24 protein-coding genes are annotated in these 25,690 nt (G+C 38.0%); 4 read left to right on the plus strand and 20 right to left on the minus strand.

The genetic code is table 11. The features are described 5' to 3' along the window. Positions 1 to 188 precede the first annotated feature (188 nt). From HZR21_RS05160 to HZR21_RS05175, 4 genes are all read right to left on the minus strand, one after another. Entirely contained in the window at positions 189 to 554 is a 366-nt protein-coding gene (locus tag HZR21_RS05160) for a VOC family protein (protein ID WP_003139630.1), read from the minus strand. Positions 555 to 580: 26 nt separating this feature from the next. Beyond that, positions 581 to 1,759 carry a pyridoxal phosphate-dependent aminotransferase gene (locus HZR21_RS05165; RefSeq protein ID WP_180746736.1) on the minus strand — a complete coding sequence of 393 codons (1,179 nt, stop codon included), beginning with the start codon at positions 1,757 to 1,759 and terminating at the stop codon, positions 581 to 583. Between the two features lie 178 nt (positions 1,760 to 1,937). After that, positions 1,938 to 2,345 (minus strand): cell wall elongation regulator TseB-like domain-containing protein, encoded by a 408-nt coding sequence (locus HZR21_RS05170; protein WP_180746737.1) that lies wholly within the window; start codon positions 2,343 to 2,345, stop codon positions 1,938 to 1,940. Between the two features lie 31 nt (positions 2,346 to 2,376). Further along, positions 2,377 to 4,719: a helicase C-terminal domain-containing protein gene (locus tag HZR21_RS05175; protein ID WP_180746738.1), complete on the minus strand. Its 2,343-nt coding sequence runs from the start codon at positions 4,717 to 4,719 to the stop codon at positions 2,377 to 2,379. A 141-nt stretch (positions 4,720 to 4,860) separates the two neighbouring features. On the opposite strand from HZR21_RS05175, the gene HZR21_RS05180 reads away from it, so the two are divergent. Together HZR21_RS05180 and HZR21_RS05185 are read left to right on the plus strand one after the other, a co-directional pair. Then, positions 4,861 to 5,499, plus strand: coding sequence for an MBL fold metallo-hydrolase (locus HZR21_RS05180; protein ID WP_180746739.1), 639 nt, complete (start codon positions 4,861 to 4,863; stop codon positions 5,497 to 5,499). A 167-nt stretch (positions 5,500 to 5,666) separates the two neighbouring features. Further along, a complete protein-coding gene (locus HZR21_RS05185; protein ID WP_180746740.1) occupies positions 5,667 to 6,632 on the plus strand; it encodes a Rossmann-fold NAD(P)-binding domain-containing protein in 966 nt (321 codons plus the stop codon). A gap of 55 nt (positions 6,633 to 6,687) precedes the next feature. Here the strand turns inward: HZR21_RS05185 and thrS are convergent, their stop codons facing one another. The 12 genes from thrS to HZR21_RS05245 form a co-directional block, all read right to left on the minus strand. Further along, positions 6,688 to 8,640 carry a threonine--tRNA ligase gene (gene thrS / locus HZR21_RS05190; protein WP_180746741.1) on the minus strand — a complete coding sequence of 651 codons (1,953 nt, stop codon included), beginning with the start codon at positions 8,638 to 8,640 and terminating at the stop codon, positions 6,688 to 6,690. Positions 8,641 to 9,232: 592 nt separating this feature from the next. Beyond that, positions 9,233 to 9,376: a lantibiotic nisin-A gene (locus HZR21_RS05195; protein WP_219605574.1), complete on the minus strand. Its 144-nt coding sequence runs from the start codon at positions 9,374 to 9,376 to the stop codon at positions 9,233 to 9,235. Between the two features lie 21 nt (positions 9,377 to 9,397). Then, on the minus strand, positions 9,398 to 9,709 hold the full coding sequence (locus HZR21_RS05200; protein ID WP_180746742.1) for a hypothetical protein: 312 nt from the start codon (positions 9,707 to 9,709) through the stop codon (positions 9,398 to 9,400). Between the two features lie 91 nt (positions 9,710 to 9,800). Next, a complete protein-coding gene (locus tag HZR21_RS05205) occupies positions 9,801 to 10,193 on the minus strand; it encodes an ATP-binding protein (RefSeq protein ID WP_180746743.1) in 393 nt (130 codons plus the stop codon). A gap of 340 nt (positions 10,194 to 10,533) precedes the next feature. Beyond that, positions 10,534 to 11,235, minus strand: coding sequence for a lantibiotic protection ABC transporter ATP-binding subunit (locus tag HZR21_RS05210; RefSeq protein WP_180746744.1), 702 nt, complete (start codon positions 11,233 to 11,235; stop codon positions 10,534 to 10,536). An 830-nt stretch (positions 11,236 to 12,065) separates the two neighbouring features. After that, a complete protein-coding gene (locus HZR21_RS05215) occupies positions 12,066 to 12,980 on the minus strand; it encodes a metal ABC transporter substrate-binding protein (protein ID WP_180746766.1) in 915 nt (304 codons plus the stop codon). 46 nt (positions 12,981 to 13,026) lie between these two features. Beyond that, entirely contained in the window at positions 13,027 to 13,872 is an 846-nt protein-coding gene (locus HZR21_RS05220; RefSeq protein WP_180746745.1) for a metal ABC transporter permease, read from the minus strand. Next, positions 13,865 to 14,614: a metal ABC transporter ATP-binding protein gene (locus HZR21_RS05225; protein WP_180746746.1), complete on the minus strand. Its 750-nt coding sequence runs from the start codon at positions 14,612 to 14,614 to the stop codon at positions 13,865 to 13,867. Before HZR21_RS05225 ends, HZR21_RS05220 begins: the two co-directional genes overlap by 8 nt. Before the next feature lie 48 nt (positions 14,615 to 14,662). Further along, the gene (locus HZR21_RS05230; RefSeq protein WP_180746747.1) at positions 14,663 to 16,006 is read right to left on the minus strand and encodes an Nramp family divalent metal transporter; all 1,344 of its coding nucleotides are present in this window, start codon (positions 16,004 to 16,006) and stop codon (positions 14,663 to 14,665) included. Positions 16,007 to 16,095: 89 nt separating this feature from the next. Continuing rightward, entirely contained in the window at positions 16,096 to 16,755 is a 660-nt protein-coding gene (locus HZR21_RS05235) for a metal-dependent transcriptional regulator (protein WP_180746748.1), read from the minus strand. Between the two features lie 265 nt (positions 16,756 to 17,020). After that, positions 17,021 to 17,440, minus strand: coding sequence for a hypothetical protein (locus HZR21_RS05240; protein WP_180746749.1), 420 nt, complete (start codon positions 17,438 to 17,440; stop codon positions 17,021 to 17,023). Then, a complete protein-coding gene (locus HZR21_RS05245) occupies positions 17,437 to 18,216 on the minus strand; it encodes a SinI family restriction endonuclease (protein ID WP_180746750.1) in 780 nt (259 codons plus the stop codon). The genes HZR21_RS05240 and HZR21_RS05245 overlap by 4 nt, the downstream gene beginning before the upstream one ends. A gap of 179 nt (positions 18,217 to 18,395) precedes the next feature. Here HZR21_RS05245 and HZR21_RS05250 point away from each other — a divergent pair, with 179 nt between their 5' ends. Beyond that, on the plus strand, positions 18,396 to 19,793 hold the full coding sequence (locus tag HZR21_RS05250; RefSeq protein WP_180746751.1) for a DNA cytosine methyltransferase: 1,398 nt from the start codon (positions 18,396 to 18,398) through the stop codon (positions 19,791 to 19,793). 252 nt (positions 19,794 to 20,045) lie between these two features. On the opposite strand, the gene HZR21_RS05255 is transcribed toward HZR21_RS05250, so the two are convergent. Continuing rightward, entirely contained in the window at positions 20,046 to 21,758 is a 1,713-nt protein-coding gene (locus HZR21_RS05255; RefSeq protein ID WP_180746752.1) for an ABC transporter permease/substrate binding protein, read from the minus strand. Further along, positions 21,751 to 23,028, minus strand: coding sequence for a quaternary amine ABC transporter ATP-binding protein (locus HZR21_RS05260; RefSeq protein WP_180746753.1), 1,278 nt, complete (start codon positions 23,026 to 23,028; stop codon positions 21,751 to 21,753). The genes HZR21_RS05255 and HZR21_RS05260 overlap by 8 nt, the downstream gene beginning before the upstream one ends. 177 nt (positions 23,029 to 23,205) lie before the next feature. On the opposite strand from HZR21_RS05260, the gene HZR21_RS05265 reads away from it, so the two are divergent. Next, complete coding sequence (locus HZR21_RS05265) at positions 23,206 to 23,832, plus strand: GntR family transcriptional regulator (RefSeq protein WP_180746754.1); 627 nt, start codon at positions 23,206 to 23,208, stop codon at positions 23,830 to 23,832. 411 nt (positions 23,833 to 24,243) lie between these two features. Here the strand turns inward: HZR21_RS05265 and HZR21_RS05270 are convergent, their stop codons facing one another. Next, positions 24,244 to 24,852, minus strand: coding sequence for a nitroreductase family protein (locus tag HZR21_RS05270; RefSeq protein ID WP_180746755.1), 609 nt, complete (start codon positions 24,850 to 24,852; stop codon positions 24,244 to 24,246). 426 nt (positions 24,853 to 25,278) lie between these two features. After that, positions 25,279 to 25,650 (minus strand): DUF1033 family protein, encoded by a 372-nt coding sequence (locus tag HZR21_RS05275; RefSeq protein WP_180746756.1) that lies wholly within the window; start codon positions 25,648 to 25,650, stop codon positions 25,279 to 25,281. Positions 25,651 to 25,690 lie beyond the last annotated feature (40 nt).

A 25,690-nucleotide genomic window follows, 5' to 3' on the forward strand; every position in this document is an offset into this window, starting at 1 on the left:
TCATTTCATGAAAGCTTGAAACTTGACCTCCGCTGGCGCGCCGTCCAAGCTGGGTCATTCACGAACTATCGTCCGTTCAAAGTCTTTCTGCGCTTCCATTTCGTGAAAGCTTGAAACTTGACCTCCGCTGGCGCGCCGTCCAAACTGGGTCATTCACGAACTACGTCCGTTCAAAGTCTCAACTAAAATTATTTTACTTCACAAACTGCATAATAATGGCCATCCGGGTCTGCAAAATTAAAGACACGACCTAAACCTGGTGCTACTACAATTTCACCAACTGCATCACTTACCTCTGTCACTTTAGCATGCAAGGCATCAAAGTCATTGGCTTGAAACATGAGTGATGCCACATTGTCAACAACTTCTGGTGAGACTTCACGGATGAATGCTTTAGCATACAAATTCAGCGTAACTTGACTATCTGCGGCAGGTTTAATTGTCGCTGCGTTATCATCTATTTTTTGACCGACAAAGCCGATCCCTTGCCAAAAGTTTAAAGCATCGTTGATATTTTCAACATAGAGCATGATAGCTAATTCTGATTGAAACATCCTATGCGCCTCTTTTCATTTCTAATTTAGGCTGTCATATATGCTTTAAGGCGATTGACAGCATCTACTAAAGTTGCCATATCTGTTGCGTAACTCATTCGAAGATTGTCGTCAGCACCAAATCCAGCACCTGTTACAACGGCAACACCAGTTTCTTCTAAGATATCATCACAAAAAGCTGTAACATCTGTAAAGCCTTTGATTGCCATAGCTTTGGCTACCTTTGGAAAGAGGTAAAACGCCCCTTGTGGTTTGATAGTTTCAAAGCCAGGAATTTCATTGACTAACGGATAAATCGTATTTAAACGTTGTTCAAATTCTGCCCGCATGGTTTCAATGGCGGTTTGGTCTCCAGTTAAGGCTTCAATCGCTGCGTACTGAGCAACTGCCGACGGATTAGATGTCGTCTGGCTGACGATTTTACTCATGGCACTGATAATCTCAGGATTGCCGACGGCAAAACCAATCCGCCAACCTGTCATAGCATAAGTCTTTGAAACGCCATTGATAATCAAAGTCTGGTTTTTAATGGCATCTGAAAGGCTAGAGATTGGTGTAAAGGCATTACCATTATACACCAATCGGCCATAGATATCATCGGCCAAGATTAAAACATCATTGTCTACTGCCCAATTCCCAATGGCGCGCAATTCGTCTGAGGTATAAATCATACCTGTCGGATTTGAGGGTGAATTAAGGATTAAAACGCGCGTTTGAGGCGTTTTGAGGGTATCAAGTTGGTCAACCGTTACTTTAAAGTCTGTTTCTTGTGTTCCAACGGCAAAGACTGGCACACCACCGACCATTTTAATCTGATCTGCGTAACTTACCCAGTAGGGTGTTGGAATGATAACTTCATCACCAGCATCTAAGACACTCGCAAAGAAAGCATAGAGGGCAAATTTCGCACCAGTTGTCACAACAACTTCTTGACGCGCAACACCATAGCCATAGTATTTTTCGAAATAAGTACCAACAGCATCTTTAAGTTCAGGTAAACCGCCTGCTTGGGTATAGAAACTTGCTTTTCCTGAATCAATCGCTGCTTTTGCTGCTGCTGCGATATTATCAGGTGTTGTAAAATCAGGTTCACCAATGGTTAGCATCAGAATATCTCTGCCTTGCGTTTGCAACTCCTTAGCACGCGCAGAGGCTGCTAGTGTCACCGATTCTTCTAAATTATTGACTAGGCTTGATAATTTCATAAGGTATCCTCTCCCAACTTGAACTACAAAAATTTGCGATTACCTAGAATTATACCAAAAATACCTTGAAAAATCAGCCTTTCCTTGCGATATTCTCAATTTATTCTCAAATACAAAGGCATCCTTTAACACATTACTATTTTTAATATTACTTTGATGTTTTATGCCTTGTATGACTTTAACCTTTTATTTTTTCACCGGTATCAAAAGCATACAAGACCATATCTTTAGTTTGCCAAGCGACTTTACCATCGTAAAGGGTCAATGCTGCTGTTTTTTCAGTTAAATCACTTTTATTATCTGCTAGTTTGACTACTTTAATCTCACCACCCTTAGCAGGCATTAAAACACCCAGTGCTTCTCCTTTACTATCTTGACCAATGAGACTATAAGTCGTTGTCAACGTCGTCGTGATTTCAAAATTCGTAACTTCTTTGACAGGTGTTTTTGCTTTGGCAAGGCTAATAGCATCTGACTTAGCACGACTGTAAGGACTCATAGCTTGCATATAAAAGAAGATTGTACCAATCAAAAGAGACAGGATAATTAATAGCACACCAATCCAAATTTGACTGATTTTTGTCATTCGTTTTTTCCTCATAACTGCCTTTCTTATACTACAAAAAATCTTTTGTTTCTTGTAAAATATCCTCTATCTTGGCAAAATCCACACGACTGGCTTGTCGTAAATTTTTGACCATTTTTTTGGCGTAGGTTTTACCTGCCAAGCGTTTGTCGAGGATAACGACCACTGATTTTTGGTCTTTTCGACGGTTAACACGTCCAATTGCTTGTTTGAGTTGCAAGGTTGCCAAAGGGACAGAAAAATCATAGAAGGGATTCTTGAACCGCTTGGCATATTTTCGAATTAAAATATCATCAGGGACTGTAAATGGCAGTCTCGTCACAAGCAAAATGAGCTCATCTTGTCGTTCAAAATCGACACCTTCCCAGAATTTTTTACTTCCCAAGAGAATAGCCCGTGCACGCTCATCAAATTTTTTCTTAATTCGACTGGCATCCCCTGATGCATCAGCTTGGAGAAAGTCAACTCCCGCTGCTTCTAAAGCTTGCGCTGTTAGCGCAAGGCTATCATTGCTCGTAAACAAGACAACCATTGGCTTGCCAAGTTTTGCGAATGTTTGCACTCGTTCAGCAATAAAATTAGCGTAGGCTTCTGGTGAGAGACTTGTAATATCGGCACTGTCTGTTGCCACAAAAACTTGCTGATTATCGTTTTTTTCCTGGGGCATGGTGTCAAAGGTGTAATCAGTAAAACCTAAAAGCTCTGGAAAAACAGCCTTTTTATCCGACATAGACAAGGTTGCGCCAATCAAATAAGTCTTGGTTTGTTGGGGAATCATGGCCGCAAAATTTAGAAAGTCTGTTGGGCTAGACTTGAGCACATGATTTTGAATCCAGACAAAATCTTCCGGATTGGCAAGGACATCTGTAATCGCTGTTAGACCTAGTTCTTGCGCATCCAAACGGATTTTATCAATATTTAGTTGTCGCCGTGACAACTGATGCGTGAGACTTTCTAACAATCGTTTATGTAACTGCGAGGTATGACGGTTGACTTTGACAAGCTCATCTAAGAGTTTAACTGATTTTTGTTGCGCATTTTCTAAAACAGAAAAGAGTTGTTGCGCTTCATCCACTACTAAAACTTTATCTTCAAACATCTCTGTTTGGTCTGCTATTCGTTCCGCTAAATAAGCATGGTTCATAACAATGACCTGAGCATTCTCAGCTTTCTTCTGCGTTAACTGCCAAAAATCTTGCTCAAAATAGAGTTGTCCTGGACTCACAACGCCCGTATGACGAATGCTATCCAGATAAGCATGACTAGTCATCGTGAGACTCAATTCATCGAGTTCCCCTGTTTTTGTCTCTGTCAGCCATACTAGCACTTTCATCTTGAATATTTCAAAATTTTTGCCTTCATCTGCTCTATACAGTAATTTGCTGAATTTCTCTAATGAAATATAGTTGGCTGTTCCGAGTACTTTAGCAAAGTTAACACCAAATTTCGCCTTAAAAATAGGGGCTAAATCCTGCATGAGTTGATCCTGTAAGATTTTCGTCGGCACTGACAAAATCAGCTTTTTGCCTTGACCTAATAGTGTCAATAAATATGCATAGGTCTTTCCGATGCCTGTTGGCGCTTCAATGAAAGACGCAGCATCATCTGCAAGCCGTGCCTTCACCACTTCCGCAAAAGCTTTTTGTTGCGGGCGTTCTGTTAAGTTAAGCATCTTCAAATTTTGTCTAAAATTCTTTTTGACTAAATTTTTATTTTCCGCAAAATAAGGTTTCAATGTCGAGATATGATTGACCTTAATCATATCGGCATGCTTGCGCTTGGCTTCTGGTAGCTGTTCAGTGATGACAACTTTTGTTTCATAGATGAGATTATCAGCGTGCTGCTCAATTTCTGTCAAAACATTTTTGGGTAGATGACGCATTTTTTCTTGCAGTTTAATCAAAAGTTTGGCTGTCGCATAGGCATCCGAAAGTGCTTCATGTGGTTTATCATGCTGCAAGTTCAGAACACGCGAGAGTGTCTCTAGTCCATACTTCTCCAGAGTTGGGAAGAAAACCCTTGCCAGTTCGACCGTGTCGACTCTAGGCATATCAAGGTTAACACCATGTTGCGCAAAGGTATGAGCTAAGAGATGATAGTCGAATTTCACATTATGCGCGACAAAAACACAGTTTTTCAGGATAGCTGCAACGTCAGAGAGGACATCATAAAAATCAGGCGCGGCCTGAGCTTGAGCCGTTGAGATGCCTGTTAACATGGAGATATGGTAATCCAACGTCTCATGTGGATTGACGTCAGTTTGATAGGTTTGTATGATTTTGCCGTTTTCGACCACGGCAATACCAATTTGGATAATTTTACTCGTGTGGCTAGCGCTTGTTGCCTCTAAATCCACTACTGCGTATTTGGTCATAATTTTCGTTTTCTATCTATAAATAAGTTAAATCCATTATAACATATATTGTTTTTTGATATAATGAGGGAAACAAGCAATAACAAGAAAAATCACTTGCTACGGCTTTATTCTAACGTGATACATCTCAAAGGAGTTTTTATGAACATTAAAATGATTACTAATCCTATCGCCTATGAAAATACTTACTTTCTATCCAACGATGAGGCAACACTCGTCATCGATCCAGGTAACGACACGGACACGATTCTCAGCGTTATCCGAGACCTCGATAAGCCTGTCGCAGCGATTCTTTTGACCCACACCCATTACGACCATATTATGAGTGTCGAGGCTGTTCGTGAGGCAACTGGCGCACCAGTTTATGTCAGCCCACTCGAGGCCGATTGGCTCTACACACCAACACTTAACCTCTCAGGATTACCGCGTCATGAACATGATTTACCCAATGTCGTGGTCAATGCTGCAGAACACACTTTTTCAGAAGGCACAGCTTATCACATCGGTGGCTTTGACTTCACTGTCCTTGCAACACCTGGTCACTCCCAGGGTGGTGTTTCTTTCGTTTTTGAGAAGGAAGAGATTGTCTTTACAGGAGATGCCCTTTTCTCAGGTACCATTGGTAGAACTGATTTGAACACTGGCGATATAGAAGTACTTAAACACTCTATCCGCACGCAACTCTTTACATTACCTGATAATTACCGTGTCTTTCCCGGACATGGCCCACAAACTAGAATTGGTGCTGAAAAACTGCACAATCCGTTTTTCTTAGATTAAGTCAATAAACAGTAGTCAATAGCTGCTGTTTATTTGATTCCCTAACTTTTCTTTCATCATTCTAAACACTATTTATCAATAAACCGACAATTAAATCTTTTACATGTTATACTGAGCATAGCGTCCTTACTAGAAACCATCAGTAGGCGTCCCTCGAATGGAGACTCATGGTCACAAAACAAACAATCGGCTTTTTAAAAAGTCACAAGCCAAATGAACATCGCATTGCCCTACTCCCACAAGATTTAACACACATTACCCATCCTGAAATGATTTACCTGGAAACAGGTTATGGACAAGATTTAGGAATTTGTGATACGAGTTATTCAGACCTAGGCGTACAAATCGTCCCACGTCAAACCGTTCTTGAGCAGAGTATCATTTGTGAACCTAAAATCGGTGAGTCTGATATTCTAAGTCAGCTCCAAGCGCATCAAACCGTCTTTGGCTGGATTCACGCCAAGGAAAGTCTTGATATTACAAATGCCCTACTCGCAACTGGTGTCCGCGTCATCGCTTGGGAAGAAATGTCTGATAACCAACAACATACTTTTTGGAGAAATAATGAGCTTGCTGGAGAATCCGCTATCCTGCATGCCTTTCTATTAACCGGTCAAATGCCGTATGACACAAAAGTCGCTCTGATTGGCAGAGGAAGTGTCGCTTTTGGTGCAACACGTGTCCTGCAAGGTCTTGGCGCCGATGTCACCGTCATTCGGCGCAATCAGGAAAGCTTACTCAGACAGACCCTCGGGAACTTTGATGTCGTTGTGAACGCATCGCTCTGGGATGTGAATCGTGAAGACCATCTAATTACAATAGAGGATTTAGCTTTGATGCAACCTGGTAGTCTAATCATTGATATTTCCGCTGATGCCGGTGGTGGGATTGAAAGTTCACATATCACTACCATGTCATCACCCACCTATGAGGTTAATCAAGTCACACACTATGTTGTCGACCATACGCCAAGTATATTATATAAGACGGCTTCAAAAAGTATTTCACAAGCCATCTCACCGTTTTTAAATGACTTAATCAGAAATCGAGAAAATAGCGTTTTAACTCAAGCAACAATTATTGATAAAGGTAAAATATTAGACTTGGATATTTTAGATTTTCAAGCCTTATAACATCATATAAAAAAAGCAGGAACTGACAACGAAATGTCAGTTTCTGCTTTTATGTTTAATCGTTTGATGCGACTACTTTTGAGTAGTTGGCAACATCAGCTGTGATGGCTGCGACAAAGTCAGTCAAGCTAAATTCAGATGTTTCTTTGCTACCATAGCGACGAACATTGACAGATTTGTCAGCTTGTTCTTTATCACCTACGATAATTTGGTATGGAATTTTATTAGTTTGAGACTGGCGAATCTTGTATTGCATTTTTTCATTGCGCTCGTCTACGTTGACACGGATACCGACGTTTTTCAAAACATCAGCAACTTCCCAAGCGTAATCAACGTGTGCATCGTTGGATACAGGAATCACGGTTACTTGTGTTGGGGCAAGCCATGTTGGGAAAGCACCTTTATAAACTTCAGTCAGATAGGCGACGAAACGTTCCATTGTTGAGACGATACCACGGTGAACCATGACTGGACGGTGACCTTCACCATCAGCACCAACATATTCAAGTTCAAACCGCTCAGGGAGCAAGAAATCAAGTTGAATAGTAGATAAAGTTTCTTCGTTACCAAGTGCTGTCTTAACTTGCACGTCGAGTTTCGGTCCGTAGAAAGCTGCTTCGCCTTCTGCTTCAAAATAGTCCAACTCAAGCTCATCCATGGCAGCTTTCAACATAGTTTGGGCATTTTCCCACATCTCATCATTATCAAAATATTTATGTGTATCTGCAGGGTCACGGTAAGATAGACGGAAACGATAGTCTGTGACATTGAAATCTTCATAGACATCAGTCATGAGTTGCAATGTCCGTTTGAATTCATCCTTGATTTGGTCAGGGCGAACGAAAACATGGCCATCATTGAGGGTCATTTCACGCACACGTTGTAAACCAGAAAGCGCACCAGATTTTTCATAGCGGTGCATCATGCCAAGCTCGGCAATCCGAATCGGCAATTCACGATAAGAATGGACATCATTTTTATAAACTTCGATATGGTGTGGACAGTTCATCGGACGCAAGACTAATTGCTCACCTTCACCCATGTCCATTGGTGGGAACATATCTTCATGATAGTGATCCCAGTGACCAGATGTTTTATAGAAATCAACACTCGCCATAATTGGTGTATATACGTGTTGGTAGCCACGCGCGATTTCTTTGTCAACGATATAACGTTCAATCGTCCGACGAATTGTTGCACCGTTTGGTAACCAGAAAGGCAGACCAGATCCAACTTCAGGGTTAACCATAAATAGATCTAGCTCCTTACCGAGCTTGCGATGGTCACGTTCCTTAGCTTCCTCACGCATTTTTAGGTAGGCTTTAAGGTCTTTTTTATCAAACCAAGCTGTGCCATAGACACGTTGCATCATGGCATTGTCGCTGTTACCGCGCCAATATGCGCCTGCAACATTTAAGAGGTGGAAGATTTGGATGCGACCAGTAGATGGTATGTGTGGGCCACGACAAAGGTCTGTATATTCGCCTTGACTGTAGATGGTTAAGCCACCTTCATCTTCGTTATGTTCTTCAATCAATTCAAGTTTATAAGGGTCAGCTGCAAAAATTTCTTGCGCTTCAGCTTTTGTCACTTCACGACGAATAGATGGCAGATTTTCTTTGACGATTTTCATCATTTCAGCCTCGATACGTGGGAGGTCTTCATTAGAGATTTGACCTTCAGCGTTGTCTGTATCATAGTAGAAACCATCCTGGATTGAGGGACCAACGCCTAACTTGATGTCAGGAAAAAGACGACGTGCTGCTTGCGCAAACAAGTGAGCTGCTGAGTGACGAAGTAAAGGTAAGGCATCTTCGTGGTCAGGTGTCACAATTTCAATTGTCCCATCTTCAGTGATCGCACGGTTTGTATCAATCAACTTGCCATTAAATTTACCGGCAAGTGCTTTTTTAGCTAGTGATTTACTGATCGACTCAGCAATTTCAAAAGTTGTCACGCCACTATCAAAAGATTTGACAGCGCCGTCTGGGAATGTGATTTGTATCATTTACTAATCTCCTTAATTAAGATGTTGAGGCGACTGCTTTGGTGTGTAGGATTTTTCCCCGCGACGAGTAATCGCAGGGGTGAATTAGGAAAAAGACGTCAAGACACGACAGTGTCTTCATCCTTTTTATCTATTTCCCTAACACCAAGGAGTCAAAACTCAGTTGATTAAAAATATAAAAACGTCCTGCGTTCAATTATGAACACAGGACGTTAACACGTGGTACCACCTGACTTTATTTCCATCTCAAAAAGATGAAAAACTCTCTAGCCGTAACGTGGCAACACGTGATTTTTTTCAAAATCAGGTTCAAATAAAGTAGTATTAATATCTTGATTTCACAGTGTTCTCACCATCCACTGCTCGCTAGTTGATACTCCCACATATCTTTGTGAGAACACCTCAAATCAATCAATATTAACTTGTCTTTACTGTTTCATTATAAAACTTTATTGATTCTTTGTCAAAAACAAATCGCGATTTATTTTCTTCCTCTCGATGCGTTCTAAACTTGTCAACTAAAACTTAAAATAAATATTTTTTGTAAAAAAGAGAACTAATTCATAATAACTTAGTTCTCTCTTACCAATGTTCACTTACTGATGTGGCAACCACAAGTTGCTATTTCCAAAAGACATGCCATCAAAATCCTCGTGTTGCAACCCGATGTACATAAAGAAATACTTGTAGTCCGTGGTTGAATTTTTAGTGCAGTACTTGAGACTTTTACGTTCAAATCACAATCTGAAATAATAGCTTAATTCAAACGACTTGATTGAAATACTAAATTATCTTCCAATTCTTTCGAACTATGATAAGTTAATAAATTATGCTCACGAATATCTTCAAGTGTCGGATAATCAATTATTTTGCCATCCGTTAAAATCATTTGAGTAATTTTATAACCAACAGCATTTTCACTCTTAACACTTTTAACGCCATAGACCATCATTGTTGCGTCAATATTTGGTTGTACTTTAATGGCAATCATAGTCCCAACAATAAAAACAATTGGTATTAATGTATACAAAATACACCACCCATTAGATAGAAATTTCTTTTTGAACATTGATTTTCTCCTTAAACATTTTTTTAAAATGGTCTTTACCACCTCAACAATTTAAAATTTACTGTAAAAATATCAAGATTTTATCAAGAAATTAATTATTTTTTAGATTTTTTTCAAACGATACAAATGGTATTTTCAGAAGTACCATTGCACCTGAATGATTACCGTTCATAATGACTAACTCTCCTTCATGCTTCATCATTACTTCTTTTGCAAAAGTAAGACCGATACCGAAATGTCCATTTCTTTCTCTACTATTGTCCCCACGATATAAAAATTCAGTCGCATGTTGTAGCGTTTTCTCATCAAATCCCGAACTATCATCACAAATCGTTATTTCTATCCCTATTTGAGTCGTTTGCAAATTTAAGATAACTTTTTCTTTAGCATGCTCCATTGCATTCATTAAGACATTTAGAATGGCACGATTAACGAGTTCTAAATCTATCAAAAGATTTCCATCGTATTGAAGTGAAAATGTCAAATCAATTTTATTACCTTTATTGAAAGTATGGATTAGATAGGTAACGTTGAAAAATCAATAAAACCTTTGAAATCCAAATCTGTGGCATCCGACTATTTGTTGAGAAGTATGTATAGTACCTCGTCTCTCTTTTTTCAGATTTATCCATGCTACCAGATAAGATTGCAAGAATACACGGAGACAAAAGAATAAACCAGAGATAACTTACCTGACCTTGAAAAAAAGTTGTACCAAGTAAAAATGAGAAGATACTTAATCCTAATGGTAGAAAAAAGAGTTGTTTCAAGGAACTTTGTCCTTTGCTAGAAAGTTTTATAGCTTTAAAAGTATTTTTTAACATCTACTTCACACTCCATTCCTTAACATTTTCCATAAACAGTTCCGTTAAATCTTTTGATCTCTCAAATTTTTCTTGATAAACTAACCGTCCTTCTCGTACAATCCCAATTGTGTCTGCAATCTCTTGCACTTCACTCAAAATATGACTAGAAATAATAATCGTAATCCCTTGCTCTTTAAAGCTCAAGATTAAATCGCGCATTTCTTGAATCCCAATCGGATCCAAACCAATCGTTGGTTCATCTAAAATTAATAGCTTGGGATGATTAATTAAAGCTAACGCAATTCCTAAGCGTTGTTTCATACCAACAGAGAAATACTTGTATTTCTTTTTATTTGTATCAGACAAATCAACAATTTTTAAGACTTCGTCAATATCTTCATAGGGTAAATTCAATAAATCACAACGAACCTGTAAATTTTCTAGTGCAGTCAAATTACCATATAATGGTGCAAATTCAATTAAACTACCGATTTTTTCCAAATTTTCTCGACGCCAAGGATTTTCTTCAAATAATATTTTACCCCGAGTTGGTTTGAAAATCCCAACGAGCATTTTTAATATGGTACTTTTTCCTGCGCCGTTAGCACCTAAAAGAGCATATACTTCTCCTTCGGGAACTTTTAAGTTGATATCATCTACCAATGTTACGTGCTTAACTTCTTTAGTTAAGTTGACTGTCTCTAATATATAGTTTGTCATTTGTATTTCTCCTCTTTATTATTAACAATTTTACTTTTATATGCTAAAGGATACCTTGCCATAAATATGCCCAAGTCATTGTATTTCATAGATTTCCTCCTATTTCTATGTGCTTTTACATATTGTAATTCTCTCAAAAAAATATCAAGATTTTATCAAGAAATTTCTCTCGCACCATTTTCTGAGTTTACAACATGACAAATTTTTCTCAACTTCAATATATTTATTTTTTCAGAAACATATATCAGACATCCTCCCAATAAAAGGGCTAAACACTCTAAAAAATACTTTCAAACTATCATGAGGGCGTACTAAATACCCAAGACCATCAGGTTGGGTAGCGATATCATACTTGTTTGGCTTATATTCTTGCATTGAGTAAAAGAGTTTATAAAAAGTAAAAATGTGAATCATCCCAAAAACGTGAGTGACATTAAATGTTGCGGCGATAATTTTTTATCGGAATAAGTATTCAATACTTTTTTGATAAATATGCCTATTCAAAATATCCAATTATTAAAATTGAAATAGTATCATTCACAAAATATCTTTTCATCTAAAATAAAAAAGAAAACAAAAAAGAAAACAAAAAAGTGGCTGTTAAGTGCAAACATTTTGCAACCTACAACCACTTTTTAATAGTTTTCTATTTTTAATATTTTATAATTCCCTTTATATCAAGGCTCCGTTACGATATAGTCATTTGAAGTAATTCCACCTGACTTTATTTCCACCTCAAAAAGATGAAAAATCCTCAAGTCGTAACGTGGCAACGCGTGATTCTTTGTCAAAAACAAATCGCCTTTTAATTAACATCCGCATCGCAAAATTTAATAATCAGACAATCCCTGATGAATTTTATCTAAATTCCACTTCATCATATCGTAGTAAGTATCACCAATTTCCCCTTTTTTAGCCAGAGAATCTGTCAATATTTTAGAGTAAATTGGTAGGCCCGTTTCTTTTGATACTTGTGCCATTGACTTAGGTGAGACAGATGTTTCAACAAAGAGTGCCTTGACTTCTGACGCTTTAATTTTGGCGAGCACCTCAGCCATTTGCTCTGGGGTGCCTTGAGATTCTGTATTGATTTCCCAGATGTAGGCGGGTGTCACGTGATAGGCTTTTGAAAAATACTTAAAAGCCCCTTCTGATGTGACTAGTAAGCGCTGATTTTCTGGAATATCTAGAAACTTTTCTTTGGCTGCTTCATCCAACTTTTTAAGTTTAGCAACGTAAGCATCTGAGCGATCCTGATAATAACTAGCATGTTTCGGATCTTTAGCCTTTAAAACAGCTGTAATCGTATTGACATACCTGATGCCATTGCCTAAATCCAACCAAGCGTGTGGGTCTTGCTCGGATTGATTCGTTGTTAAATATAGAGGCGTAACAGATTCACTCGCCTCAAAAACTTGCTCCCCATCTTTTTTACGGGCTGTTTTAATCAGCTTGTTGAACCAACCACTCCCACCAGTTTCAAGATTCAAGCCATTGTGAAAAATCACATCAGCCTGCGTCGTCGCCGAAATATCGTTCGGCTTAGGCTCATATTCATGCGGATCAACACCACGCGCAACAATACTGTGAATCACAACCTTGTCGCCCGCGACCTGCCGCACCATATCTTCTAAAATTGAATTCGTGGTCACAACACGCAGTTGCTCACTTACTTGCTGACCAACAGACTTTTGATGATTAACGAAATAGAGGACTCCCCCTAAAAGCATGGCAAGTGGCATCATCGTCAGAATAAGTTTTTTTAACACGCTAAAATTCCTTTTTTCTAATTTATGGTTGTGACAACTTAAAGACCAATCCTTGTTTGGGTGAGAAGATGAAGGATACACCGAAAATGAAGGCTGCCACAAGTACAATAGCTGGACCTGATGCCCAGTTAAAGGTATAACTCAAAAACAGACCAATCAGAGCCGCAAGCGCCCCAAAGATTGCCGAGTCAACGAGCATCCAATGCAATTTATTGGTCCATAGAAAAGCCGTTGCCGCCGGTGTAATCAGCATAGCCACTACTAAGATGATGCCAACAGTTTGTAGTGACGAAACCGTTACAAGCGTTAACATTAACATCAAAGCATAGTGCACCATTTGTGTTTTCAAACCATAAGTTTGCGCAAAAGTCTCGTCAAAAGATGTAATGAGTAATTCTTTATAGAAAATCACGACAAACAAAATGACAGCAATCAACACACAAGTCGTTGTAATCAAATCATTATCACTGACTGCCAAGACATTTCCAAAAAGAATATGGTGTAAATTACTAGAACTCTCGGCGAGTGAAATTAAGATGAAACCTAAGGCATAAAATGCACTAAATACAATCCCAATCGCTGTGTCATTTTTAAGTTTACTATGACTTGCGACATAGCCAATCAGCATGGCAGCTAAAATACCAAAAATTGATGCCCCAAAAAGCAAGTTAATCCCTAACATATAAGCAACTGCAACACCTGGTAACACCGCATGAGAAATAGCATCTCCCATTAAAGACAGACCTCTCAAAATGATAAAACTGCCAATTACACCACTCATAATACCAACTAAAATTGCTGTTATAAGCGCTGTTTGTAAAAAGTTATATTGTCCTAATGCCGATAAAAATTGACTGATACTAGACATGGCCTTCTCCCGTCATATCTTGCTCAAATAATAGTTTGCCAAAATCCAAACTAAAGGCTTTCTGAATATTGACCATTTGATAGGTCTCAGAAACCGGCCCTTGCGCAATGATGCCACGATTAATAATCACCAAATCATCAAAATATTGCGTGACTTTGTTCAAGTCATGGTTGACAACAATCATCGTTTTGCCTGCATCAGACCATTGTTTTAAGATTGCCATAATCTTCTGCTCACTCGCCATGTCAATTCCAACAAAAGGTTCATCTAAAATGACGACAGCCGCGTCTTGAACGATCGCACGCGCAACAAAAACACGCTGCAACTGACCGCCTGACAAACTGCCTATTTGACGGTCTTTAAAATTAGCCAAATCAACTTGTGCGAGTGCGTCAAGTGCTGCTTGTTTTTCAAGTGGACCAGGACTTTTAAAAATCCCCAACTTAGGATAAGTCCCTGTCAATACAAGGTCTAAGACATTGATTGGGAAGGTCAAATCAACAGCAGAGCGTTGTTCAACATAAGCGACTTGATCTCGAACTTTTGTTAAAGGTTTTCCGTTAATGAAAGTTTGACCACTTTGGCTTTTAATTAAACCCAAAGCCCCTTTGATTAAAGTTGATTTCCCAGCACCATTTGGTCCGATAATACCTGTAATTTTCCCTTTTTGACATGTCAATGACACGTGTTCCAAAATCAGTTCCCCTTGATAAGCTACCGTCAGATTTTTGATTTCAAACATTTTTTTACTTTCTAAAATATACCTATGGTGTCAAAAGACTATCTTGACTTAATAAAACATATCTATGATTAACTTGATATTTAAAATCGTCAAGGCAATCGCCGCAAACCACCCCAGACCAGCAATGATTTTTTTATTTTTAAACCGTTTGCCCATAATTTTTTCACTAGAGGTAAAATAAACCAGTGGAATCATTGAAACAGGTAAGGCAATGGACAAGAAAACTTGTGAGCGAATCATCAAGGTATCAAGGCCACCTTCACGACCGTGATAATAAATCGCGGCAATCAAAACTGGAATGACTGATAAGCCACGAGTGATTAAGCGACGTGCCCATGTTGGTACTTTTAAATTAATGAAACCTTCCATGACAATTTGACCAGAAAGCGTCCCTGTAATCGTTGAGTTTTGCCCTGATGCCAATAAGGCAACCGCAAATAAAGTGGACAATACGGGACTCGCAACAGCGCCTGCTAATTTATGGTCTTGCAAGGCGTTATATAGTGAGGTAAAAGTTCCTAGACCTTCACCACGACCGAAAAACATGGCAGCGCCCAAGACGAGTAATAAGGTATTAATAATAAAAGCAACGGTTAATTGAATGTTAGAGTCCCAAGTTAAAAAACGGACGGAACGTGCCACATCATCTTCATCTTTACGGTCATAGCTTCGAGTTTGGGCAATGGATGAATGCAAATACAGATTATGCGGCATAACGGTTGCCCCCACAATCCCTAGAGCCATCGTCAACTGACCACGATTAAAGATTTCCTTTTGGGGGACAAAGCCTTTGAGCATGTCCGCAAGGACGGGATTAGAAATAGCGACTTCATAAACAAAGACGACCATAATCACGAGAATGAGGGTGATGACGATAGCTTCTATCTTGCGAAAACCGAGTTTCATCAAAAAGAGTAAAAGTAGGACGTCAAATACAGTCAAGATGACACCCCAAATGATAGGCAGACCAAATAATAAGTTCAGGGCAATGGCGCCACCGATAACTTCGGCGATATCTGTTGCCATAATGGCGAGCTCCGTAATAATCCAAAGGATGAACCCTACTCTTCTGCTAGTGTGTTTCCGTGTGGCTTGTGCTAAATCCAGCCCCGTGACGATGCCGAGTTTAGATGCCATATATTGTAAGAGCATGGCGATTAAACTTGACACGAGAACAACAGATAAAAGGAGATAGCCGTACTGAGCGCCGCCACCAATTGAGGTAATCCAGTTACCTGGGTCCATATAACCTACTGCGACCAGAGCACCCGGTCCTGAAAAGGCGACAATATTTTTCCAAAAACTATTGTTTTTAGGGATTGGTACTGTATCATTAATCTCCGCCAAACTTGGACCATTGGCGTACTCGACAAATTTCTTATGTTCTTTCATGACAACTCCTATTTAAGATATTCAGACAACTATTTTGCCTGAACTCGGTTTGATTCCTGTTAATGCTAGTGTGCTTTAAGATAGGTATTTTAATGACTATAGTATTTCAACTGCCAACCATTCTTTTGAAAATGAGGAATGACAAATCTAACATCATCATCTGTTCTGACAATGACTGACCCATCACTCAAAACACTTGATAGTGTCATAAATTTAGGTTGGTCTTGATTCAAACAAACTAAAAAGTCCTTTACTTCTTGTGAGAGCGATACAACTTCATAGCGATGCCCAACTTCTGCATGATTTAAATCATGCGTGATAATTTCACCTTCCCAGAAACGTTCTGCTGGAATTTCTGAGCCATGTGGGTCAGTTTTGGGAAAATGCATGAGCGTATACAAGCGTTCTACTAATCTTTTAGAAGAGGAATGCTCCAAATTCTCCGCTTCTTCATGGACTTCATCAATCTGATAACCAGCTTGTTCAACTAAAAAAGTCTCCCAAACACGATGTGATTTGATGATAAACCTAGCTTCTCGATAGCCTTCGGGTTTTAAGAGTACGCCGTAATATTTTTTATGCTCGACTAATTTTTTTTTAGCCAAACGCTTAATCATCTCGGTTGCACTAGGCGCAGAGACTTTTAGATAATTGGCAACATCTGTAATACCAACCATCTTATCCGTTTTTTCTTCAAGCTGGTAAATAGCTTTTAGATAATCTTGTTCAGTTTTTGAAAATTCATCCATATCGTACTTTCTAAATGTTTATAGTTGATAGTTTAGCACTACCTAAAATATTTGTCAAGGATTTTAAGGATTAATTTAGCAGAGATTTTACATATAAATTGATAAGATACAATGGTTCGGTACAGATTTTTTCAGTATTTTAAACTAATAGATAAAATTTAACTACCGATAATTTAGTACTACCTAATCTTTGCTAATAGCAATATTTATAGGTAACACTAAAAAAAGCCTGACTAGTCGTCAGACTTTAGATTTCTAAAAAATATTAATAATAAGAAAATTTTACAGATTTTTCTAATAGATGCTTTAGTTTGGGATACTTGGCTATATATGCAAAACCTTGTGGTGCATTTACACCCAATTCCCTCATGTCAGAAAGAAAAATAGGTTTTATCAGCTCTTCAAAACTAACAATCTCATATGCACGCATACCCCGTTTAATATTTTCGATAAATTTATAGTTTCCAAGACCATATTCTTGGTCAGTACAAAGTTCAGAAATCGGATGTTTTACGGTCATCTTATATTTTATCGCCATAGTTGGTCTTGTTTCATAAACCCACATAACTAAATACTCTGAATCAAATTTTATATCCCAAGAACGAAATTCAAAATTTTTCTTTTTAATTTTTATCAGATCGTTATAATATGGATAAATGCTTAATAAAATCTCTATATTGTTCATAGACTATCTAAATATCTCGTAGAGTTCATTCTAATATATTCAAGATAATTTTCTTCCGTCAAAAGTTCTAAAAGTATATCATCAGCATTGATTAGTTCTGTCAACGCTCTCCAATTTGGTATTGGAATATCCAATCCAGTAGCGACTCTAGGCTTTTTCAAACGATTCCATTTTTTTATTTCAGTCCCCGCTCTTATAGCTGAACTTGAACTATTTTCAGTATTATATTTATTTTTTACTTGTAAAAGAATTATATTATCTTGACTTAGATAGCAGAAGTCGACTGCCCTATAAATTGAGCCAGCACACCAATACCAACCATATGGCTCAAGAACTTCTGAAAGATATTCCTCTAAAATCGCACCATTCATATTTTCAGCACTCATATAAACGAAATGCCCGAATAAATATTTTTCCAAAGTTTCTTCATCGTCACCAGTGTTAGTGGCAACTCTTTGCATTAGTGCAGAATCCCTTTCACCATATACTTTTAAAGGACGCTGTAAAGCTGGATTTTCCCGATCATCTACGTATTTCTTAAACCACTGAAATAAATATAATTCACACATTTCTAATAGAGAGTTTGTTTCCTCTACTCGAATTTTTATAAATAACGAACCACCAGTTGCAACTGCATACTCAAAAAGAGTTTCCAAATTTAATCTATATTCTTCTGACTCAACTGATCCAATTGTTTCGTTAAAACATTCATACGCCTCATCAACAGTTAATCCTTTACTAAACAAATCCTCAATATTGATATTTAATTTCACCATTTTAACACCTCTTTTATAAAATGTATACGCATACAAATATTATAACAACTTAATCAATAAATTACAACTTAGTTAAAATTATAGGACTGTAAATTGTAATATAGTTTATTTTAAAAAGAAAATATAATATGATATAATATAAAAGAAGGGTCTAATAAAAGTTTCGCACGAGGTAGTTAATGAAATTATATGTTGAAGACGTAGCTAGTCAGTTAAAAATATCAGAGCAGTATGCCCGTAGAATAATGAAAGCTAACAAAATAAAGTCTATAAATGAAAATCGGAGTTGGCATACAACTCAAGATGAAATCGATAAATTTTTAGAATCTGGAGAATATGTTGTTAATCCAGATGATAGAAAAAGAAAATCTAATACCCTCCCCGAAATTGTTGCTTTATCTTTTTTTAGCGGAGGAATGGGATTGGATATTGGAATTAAAAACTCTGGAATAGAACCACTTCTTGCATGTGAAATCAATAAAGATGCTCGCGCAACAATTGTAGCTAACAATGATGAAATAGGATTAATCGGAGATATCTGGCAATGTAGTCCTGAAAAAATACGAAAGTATGCACGTATCCCTAAAGATAAACAAATTGATTTTATATTTGGAGGACCTCCATGCCAAGCATTTTCAACAGCAGGTAACCGAAAAGGATTTGAAGATGCTCGAGGAGATGTATTTATCCGTTATTTAGACATCATTACTGAAATGAAACCCAGATATGCAGTTATCGAAAATGTTAGAGGTCTACAAACAACAGAAGCAGTATTAAATGATACAAATGGTCTGCCTGTAAAAGGCGGTGTTCTACATTATGGAATTGATCGTCTTAATAAAGCAGGGTATACTGTTTCATTCGAATTATACAATGCTGCAAATTTTGGTGCTCCTCAAAAGCGAGAACGTTTTGTCATTATTGCTAAATTAGGAAATGAAAAAGTTCCTTATTTAACACCAACTAATTCAGAAACAGGGGAATTTGGACTTCCTTTATGGAACACTCTTGGTGATGCAATATCAGACATACAACAAAAAGAAATGACTTATACAGAAATTCCTAAAAATAGACGAGAGTGGTTTAAAAAAATACCTGAAGGTGGAAATTGGAAATCATTATCAGATAAAGAACAGCGTGAAGCCATGGGTAGAAAATACTATATGGGAGGAGGTAAAACTGGATTTTTTAGAAGATTATCTTTTAGTCAGCCTAGTCCAACTTTAGTTACTGTTCCAACCATGCCTGCTACAGACTTAATACATCCTACAGAATTACGTCCTTTATCAATTGAAGAATATGCACGTATACAAGGATTTCCAGACGATTGGAAATTTTGTGGGAAAATTCAGGAAAAATATAAACAAATCGGAAATGCAGTACCTATTAAATTGGGTGAGGCTATTGGTCACACAATTTTAAATGATATGAAAGGGATAAATGATAACTACTATGCGGGATTTAAATATTCTCGTTATAAAAACACTTCTGACACTTCATTTCCTAACTTATATAAAAAAAATTTCGAAAAAGTTATTCAAAATTCTAAAAATGAACAATTATTGCTTACGTTTTAAAATTCTACCTCAATACTAAGGACTCAAATTAAAAATATTCAGAACAATGAAAACCGTATGGAAATCGTTTATTTTAACGTTAATTCCATACGGTTTTCCTATTTTAAAATAATCTGAATTGGATTATTTTTTCAACTTTTATTTCTATATCTATATCTTATTCTTATAAATCAAACTTATCAATGATATTTCTATCTAATTTTTTCATAAATTCAACTTATTATCAGACTTTTGTTTTTTATACCTATCGCTTTACTCGAACCAGCTATCAACGGTTTTAGCATTAGCTTTAATCCATTTATCAGCCGCTTCATCCGGTTTCATACCTGATTGAATATCAAGCATGACACTTTCCATATCATCCGTTTCCCATTTAAAGTTTTCCAAAACTTTGTAAACTTCAGGATGTTCAGATTTTAAATTCTTACGAGCGAGGGTTTTAATGGCTTCATTGCCACCCATTGCAACTTTAGGGTCTTCCAGATAATGTAGTTTATACTTACTAAACATCCAGTGTGGTGACCAACCAGTGATGACAATATCTTCTTTATTTTTATAAGCTTTTTCAAGTGCTGAAACCATGGCACCACTTGATGAGGCTTGTAAACTCCAACCTGAAAGGTTAGGATATGCCTTGATTGTATTTTCAGTAGAGGCCATAATACCTGCACCTGGTTCAATCCCAGTAATAACTTGTTTAGCTTGAGTTGTCAAATCTGAAATAGATTTAGCTGACATATAATCTGGTACTACAAGTCCTGTTTTTACACCATTTAAGTTCGTCCCAACGACTGTTAAGTCGTCTTGATATTTCTTAAGAAGAGGACCATGTGTATTAGGTAACCAGGCTGATAAGGTGGCATCAATTTGACCATTGGCGACTGATTGCCAGAGAACAGCATTATCAAGTGGCGTTAAGCTAACATCATAACCATGTTCTTTGAGCGCTTGTGCTAGTACATTTGTACTGGCAACTTCCGAATCCCACTCAACATAACCAAGGCTAATTTTTTCATGACTTTGACTAGTTGTCGCAAATGAATTCACGACACCACCACCGACCATCACTAATAATGTTGCGATAACAATCCAACGACGTTTGCGATTTTGTGGCAATTTTTGACCAGGTTTCGTGTTCAATTTTTGTGCAAAACGGTCCATAATAATGGCTAGAATAACCAAGGCAAGACCATTAACAAAACCTGCACCTATATCAGCATGTTGAACTGCTGATAAGACACCACGACCAAGTCCTGGTGCACCAATCATACTTGCGGTAACAACCATTGATAGAGCCAACATAATTGTTTGATTGGCACCTGCTAGAATAGTATTTTTAGCATTTGGTAATTCAAGTTTTAATAATTTTTGCCAAGAGGTTGCCCCAAATGAATCCGCCGCTTCAACCAAATCAACTGGTACTTGACGAATCCCAAGATTGGTCATACGAACTACTGGTGGCAAAGCAAAAATAATAGAGGCAAAGACACCCGGTACAACACCGATACCAAAGAAGGCAACGGCAGGAATCAAGTAAACAAAACCAGGCATGGTTTGCATAAAGTCCAGAATTGGTTGTACAATGGCTTGTGTGCGGTCAGATTTTGCCATACCAATCCCAAGTGGTACACCGATAATTAAAGAAATCAGGGCTGACATGATAACCAAAGTCATGGTATTCATCAAATCTGACCAGAGTCCTTGGTTAGCGATTAGCAGTAAACCTGCTAAAGCAAAAATCGGAAAACCCCATTTTTTAGGTGATGTGACGACAGCGATTAAAAAGATACCTGCAATCATCAAAAACATCGGAATAGCAATTAATCCATCAGTCATGGCTGACATGAGTGCGTTACCGCCATTTTGGATGACATTAAAGAATCCTGACAGATGTTGCGTCAACCAGTCTACGCCATTTGTCACCCATTTTTCTACGGGTAGTTGGCTTACGAGTAAATTATGCATCTTGCGCTTCCTCCTTTTCAATCACTTCAGTTACCATTGTCTCTGTTTCATTAGATTTAATTTCACTAGATTCTGTTTCAACAGCATCCTCATCTTCAGATTCCGTGTCTGCTAAAGCCTCAAGTACAAGTCCTCTAATGATGACACCGCGCAAACGACCCTCTTCAACAACGGCTACTGGCGTTGTCGCATCGTAGATAATTGGTAGAATATCTGAGATTAAAGTATCTGGCGTAATAATTGGCATGTCTACAATGACGTCCAACAAAGGCAATCGTTCTTTACGTGCACGAACTGCCGCATCTGCTGATAGATAACCACGGAAATTCCGATGTCTACCCACTGCAACAAGACCTGAGACTTCCTCCTCTTGCATTCTACGAAGTGCAACAGTAGGTCCATCCACTGCGACATTGGTCGTCAAGGCCGGAATCATGATATTCTCTGCGACAAGGACCTTAGAGCGGTCAACACCTTCTGTAAAGGTTCTGACATAGTCGTTTTCAGGGTTGGTTAGGATTTCTTCACCCGTACCCACCTGCATGAGCTTACCATCTTTCATAATGGCGATGCGGTCACCGATACGCAATGCTTCATCTAGGTCATGTGTAATGAATACAATCGTTTTCTGAACGTTGGCTTGCAAATCTAAGAGCTCATCTTGCATTTCTCGACGAACAAGTGGGTCTAGTGCTGAGAAGGCCTCATCCATGAGCAAGATATCTGGATCATTGGTTAAGGCGCGTGCCAAGCCGACACGCTGTTGCATCCCGCCTGATAGTTGAGCTGGATACTGGTCTTTAAAGGCTAATAACTTAGCATTATCAAGGGCTTGTTCTGCACGTTTTTGACGTTCTTCTTTTGGAACGCCTTGAATTTCAAGACCAAACTCTGTATTTTCCAAGATTGTCCGATGTGGCAACAAGGCAAAGTTTTGGAAGACCATAGACATCTTACGACGTCTAATATCTAGCAACTCTTTTTTATTCAATTTCGTGATATCTTGACCATCAATGATGAGCTGTCCTGCTGTTGGCTCAGACAAGCGATTCAATAGTCGAATCAAGGTAGATTTACCTGACCCTGATAGACCCATGATGACGAAGATTTCACCTTCATTAATAGATAAATTAATGTCGTAAACACCGACAGTACTACCTGTCTTTTTAAGAATTTCGTCTTTACTGACATTTTGTTTGACTAACTCCAGTGCTGCCTTACGGCGCTTTCCGAATATTTTAGTCAATTGTTTAATTTCAACTTTCGGCATAAATTCCCCCTTTTTATTCCGCTTTTGTGATAAAATTATTTTATAAGTGACAACCCTTTTAAAAAAACAAGTTGCCTCCAAGTGACATTTTTAATTTTACACACAAATTGTCACTTTGTCAACCTTTTTTACTTTTAACGGATTTTTAAGTACTTCGTCAATAGAAAGACCCGATATATGAAAACAATTCGAGAACCTCGCTACCGTCAAATTGCTTATGCTATTGCTGAAAAAATCGCTAATGGTGACTATCCAATTGGAACTAAGTTACACGCTAGATCAACACTTTCTGCACAATTTGGTGTCTCATCCGAGACAGCACGTAAAGCCATCAGCATTTTAAGTGACCTTGACATTGTCCAAGCTGTCCATGGCTCTGGTGTCAAGATTTTATCTCAGGAAAAGGCTAAAAATTTCTTAAACCAGGCAGAAGAAACTTCTACAATCCAAACCTTACACGCTCAAATCGATAATATTATGACTGTTCAGAAAACGGCGATTGAGAATCTATCAGAGTCACTTGCCACTTTATTTGAACAAACAGCACGCGTTCAGAAGAAAAATCCGTTGGCACCACATGAACTCCTACTTTCTGAAACATGTGAATATATTGGTCAATCGATTTCGCAGCTTAATTTTTGGCAAACAACAGGGGCCACTATCGTTGCTTTTTTACACAACGATGAATTGGTCTTATCGCCTGGTCCCTATGCGATTTTAGAAAAAAATGATACGATATATTTTGTCGGAAATGAAACAACTTTTCAGAATGTAAAAACTTTCTTTTATCCTTCGTCGGATTAAAGATTTAGCTAATAAAAATGAGGTCGGAACAAAACTTCCTCCTCAAATAAGTTATAAACGAATTCTAATGTAAATAGAAATCGTTTATAGCTTATTTTTGTGTCATTTTCCCAAAAATGTAAAACAACATTATGAGTCATTCAGCGCATAATACGAATTTGGTATTCTTTTGGCAAAACAGTACCAAATTGGTAAGAAAAGTGCCGTTTTTGTGCGAAATTGGAATTCTTTTGGCAAAACAATACGAGATCGGTAAAAATAAGTTGTTTTTTGTGAAAAATTCGGATTCACTCAGCGTATAATACAAAAAAAGAGAAAAATAAACTGACAGGTTTACCTTTCTCTTTTGGTGACTAAGAACTTTTGTTCTAGTCTACTTTATTTTGGATTAAGTATTAATTTAGTTTTGTTTTAAGCGCCAAATACTTTAAAACGATCTTCATCAGCCATAAATTCTTTAGGACCAACTTCTGATTCAGGAGAGCCAACAACAAGTTGACCACGAAGGTTCCAAGATGCTGGAATACCATAAGTTTTAGCAACAGTTGCATTAATCACTGGATTATAGTGTTGCAAATTAGCGCCAAGACCAAGCTCGCTCAAAGCAACCCAAGCATTTACTGACGCGATCCCTGTTGATTGTTCAGACCAAACTGGGAAGTTATCCGCATAAAGTGGAAATTGTTCTTGCAAGCTTTTCACGACATCAGTATCTTCAAAGAAAAGCGCAGTCAAGCCAGCAGCTGCAAAGCTATCTAATTTAGCTTTAGTGCCTTCCCAAGCTGATTCTGGTACACCTTGACGATCCATTTCAGCTTTAAGGTCAGTGGCAACAATTTCTTGCCAAAGTTTATTATGCTCAGCACCAGCTAAAATCAAAACACGTGATGTTTGACTGTTAAAAGCTGATGGTGACAATTTAACCGCTTCTTTAATTGTTGCTGTTGCTTTTTCAACATCAACAGCTTTTCCTAAAGCGTAGATAGAACGACGATTTGCTAATGATTCCAAGAATGACATAATTTTTCTCCTAATTTGAACTTCAAGCTAACTTCCAATCAACGCCTAAGCGACAAATCGCAAAGGCACGTTGCCTCTAGTATTTTCGTAAACCACTAAAGTGGCAACTACAATACCATAGAAAAATAGATGATTTGTAGAACCTACGCAATCGCAGGAGCACCTTCAAATCCCTAATTTTCTACGGAAATTTGCGACCGCGTCGCACCGCTTTCAGTATCATCCGTTAAAATAAATTTAATTTTTTAGGAGACGTCTTCTATGTGGGTTCGCGATTCATTTGAAATCTCAAACACTTTAATACCCTCGTCTCACGTTTACAAATGTAATTTTATCACATTAATTTACACTTGTAAACAATTTAGCTCAGAAAATTTTCTTGACTCCCAATACACGTCCTGAGTCACAAAAGAATACAAAAAAGGATTAGCTACCTAACCCTTTAAATTGACAAATTTTATGAGGCGTCACCCCCGAAGTCTTAGCATATGGCAGCCGATTCTCAAAAGTCTCTACTGGATGCCACTCTTCTAAAAGCGCCAAACCATGATACTGTTGCAAATCCTCTGCACATTCCGTACACCACCGTTTCTCAGACTTCACCCAAAAAGCCGACAAAAAATCTTCCTGACTTTTAAACTCCGGATAATCATGTGCTAAGCGTTGCCACTCCTGCTTATAGGCCTTCAACGCATCGTAAAAATTATCAAATTCATATTTAGCGACAATGTCATCTCGCCAATTTTCAAAAAACCACCATGGCTCATTATCACCACGCATTTCAACTACTCTGTACATATCCCAACCTCTTATATGTTCTCTATTTTACAGAAAACAT

The organism is Pseudolactococcus laudensis, from assembly GCF_013449735.1.
GTDB lineage: Bacteria > Bacillota > Bacilli > Lactobacillales > Streptococcaceae > Pseudolactococcus > Pseudolactococcus laudensis.